Annotated in this window: 3 protein-coding genes; 2 read left to right on the forward strand and 1 reads right to left on the reverse strand. The window is 49.9% G+C overall.

Going from position 1 to position 2,668, the window contains the following annotated elements:
• The first annotated feature begins 553 nt into the window (after window positions 1–553).
• Window positions 554–1,072, forward strand: a complete 519-nt coding sequence (locus SIK97_RS00885; RefSeq protein ID WP_048263603.1) for a GNAT family N-acetyltransferase — start codon at window positions 554–556, stop codon at window positions 1,070–1,072.
• Window positions 1,069–1,518: a DMT family transporter gene (locus tag SIK97_RS00890; protein ID WP_057174141.1), complete on the forward strand. Its 450-nt coding sequence runs from the start codon at window positions 1,069–1,071 to the stop codon at window positions 1,516–1,518. The genes SIK97_RS00885 and SIK97_RS00890 overlap by 4 nt, the downstream gene beginning before the upstream one ends.
• 65 nt (window positions 1,519–1,583) lie before the next feature.
• Here the strand turns inward: SIK97_RS00890 and SIK97_RS00895 are convergent.
• Window positions 1,584–2,668: tyrosine-type recombinase/integrase (locus tag SIK97_RS00895; protein ID WP_319610912.1), on the reverse strand; the 1,085-nt coding region annotated here is incomplete at its 5' end.

Here is a 2,668-nt window from a genome sequence, read left to right on the forward strand (position 1 = left end):
GATGCGCTCCGGATGAATATGATGATCTCATATCAGGAACTTGTTCGCACCTTCCTTAGCAAAATCATTCCCTGCGTATAAATACGCATAATAGTGTAAACAGAATATCGTTATATAAAATCCAACAGAGCCACATTGAATAACTTCTCGACATGCACTCTGCTTAACCGAAATATATCTTCAGGGATTAGACTAGTTCTATTGGGTGAAAATAAAAAGCGGACTGCCATCACAATGATTTACATCATCACCAATATAATCAAGGAGTTATGATAAAAGTAATTTCTTTTCTGCATGTCAGGAAAATCCAAATCCGGTAAATAAAAATGTAAAATATGACGGCAGATTAACAGTAATATATTTAATAAATCCTCCAATCATGAAATATAAATACGAATGATGTTTCTGCGAAGGCAAGCCAGGGTCGCGCAGTCATCGCACACAACGGACCCGGCCGGCCAGAGGAAAAATTTATGGCTAAAACAGATGACAGCCTTGCGTACATTATTGTAATAATATCGTACCACTATAGTGTACAAGCCTGAGGGTTACCATGAGCATCCGCCATGCCAGCAAAGACGATTGCGCGGCAATCGCTGAAATCTACAACCACGCGGTCGTCCATACTGCCGCCATCTGGAACGACAAAACCGTCGATACCGACAACCGTATTGCCTGGTTCGAAGCCCGGCAGATAGCCGGTTATCCCGTGCTGGTGAGCGAAGAAAACGGGGTGATTACCGGTTACTCCTCCTTCGGCGACTGGCGCGCCTTTGACGGCTTTCGCCACACCGTCGAACATTCCGTCTATGTCCACCCCGATCATCAGGGGAAAGGGCTGGGCCGCAGCCTGCTCGTCGCCCTTATCGCCGAGGCGAAACGGCTGAATAAACACGTCATGGTCGCCGGCATTGAAGCGCAAAACGAGACTTCATTGCATCTGCATGAAACGCTGGGCTTTATCACCACCGGGCAGATGCCGCAGGTCGGCACGAAATTTGGCCGCTGGCTGGATCTGACCTTTATGCAGCTGCAGCTTGACGATCGCCGCGATCCGGACGGCAGCGCATGAATCAAACGCTGACCCTGGCCTGTTTAATCGCCGCTGGCGTCGGGCTGGTGCTGCAAAACACGCTGATGGTGCGCATTACCCAGTCCGCATCGACCATCCTGATCGCCATGCTGCTTAACTCGCTGGTCGGCATCGTGATTTTCGTGACAATACTGCTGCTTAAGCACGGCGCGGCGGGGTTTCAGGAGCTGGCGGTCAGCGTAAAGTGGTGGACGCTTATTCCCGGTCTGCTGGGCTCGTTCTTTGTCTTTGCCAGCATCAGCGGCTATCAGAACGTCGGGGCGGCAACCACGATTGCGGTATTGATTGCCAGCCAGCTGGTTGGGGGCTTAGTGATAGATCTGATTCGCGCGCACCACGTCCCGCTACGCGCGCTGTTTGGCCCGCTCTGCGGGGCGGTGATGCTGGTTATCGGCGCCTGGCTGGTGGCCAGGCGTTCATTTTAATAACCCTATGATTAATTTAGGGATATTTTCACCCTCCAAAATATCCCCAAAACATCCCACCAAAATCATAGAGAAATTACCTGCCAATTGTCGGCGCGATCATCCAGATACAGCTCCGACATTTTCTCAGTTTTGTGACCCCACAACATTTGAACATCCAGACCATGGGCCTTATAGAGACGCCCGGAAAGGGATCGCTGCTCATAGAATGTCGGTAATTCGCGTTCGTCATCTGCGGCTATCCCGGCCAAGTCTCTAGCCTTGGCGAACTTTCGACCGAGACTATGAACAGTTACAGGGTCACCAGCCTTGATTTTAGCCACCGTTTTTGTGTGATGGATAAGGTACTTGCTTAACACCCTATCCCTGCAGATGGCGACAGCTTCACGCAAATTCATGTCAATTTCCACGCATCTTAACTCTAATGGTATTGCGATTTTTGCACCGGTTTTGCTCTGTTTTATGTATAGAAGATCGTCTTTAATATCGGTGAATTTCATGTTGACGATATCGCCAGGTCGCTGACCGGTGATTAACGCCAGCAGCATCGCAGACTTAATATAATGGGCATCGGCCATATCATAGATCTGCCTCCATTCATCCAATGAAAGACGCCGGCGCTTAACCTTAGCAATGGGCTTACGGGTGGCTTCTGCAGGGTTGCAGCCATGCGGAACTTTGCCGTCGTATTGCGCCTCTCTATACAGGTCGATCCATGACTCACGAAGCCCCTTAGCACGCCTTATCTTATCGTCGTCTATGTACTCGGCGAGAATGGCCGATATCTCCATGGAAGAGATCTCCGTAAGGGCTGAGGTTGGGAGTCTTGCCAGTAGAACCTTCGCATCCTGCATTCTACCCTGACGCGTTCTCGGCCTAATCTCTCCTCTTTCCACTCTCCGCTGAAGAACCACGGAATAACGCTCAATCCATTCTTTCAGCGTAGCTGAGGTATGTTTACTATCTTTTTTGGCACGTAAATTCACCAGCGCCATGGCCTGGTCAACTTTCAGCTCTGAGTGGATACGGTTTAATTCTATTGCGGCTATTCGCGCGGATTCGGCATCCGTGCCGAAACCAATGAACCTGCCATTTGCGCTGAGGGATCCCCATAAAACAGTGCTAATAAACCAGCACCATACTTCGGTAG

Source organism: Klebsiella sp. JN_Kp126, assembly GCF_033843325.1.
Taxonomy (GTDB): domain Bacteria; phylum Pseudomonadota; class Gammaproteobacteria; order Enterobacterales; family Enterobacteriaceae; genus Klebsiella; species Klebsiella michiganensis.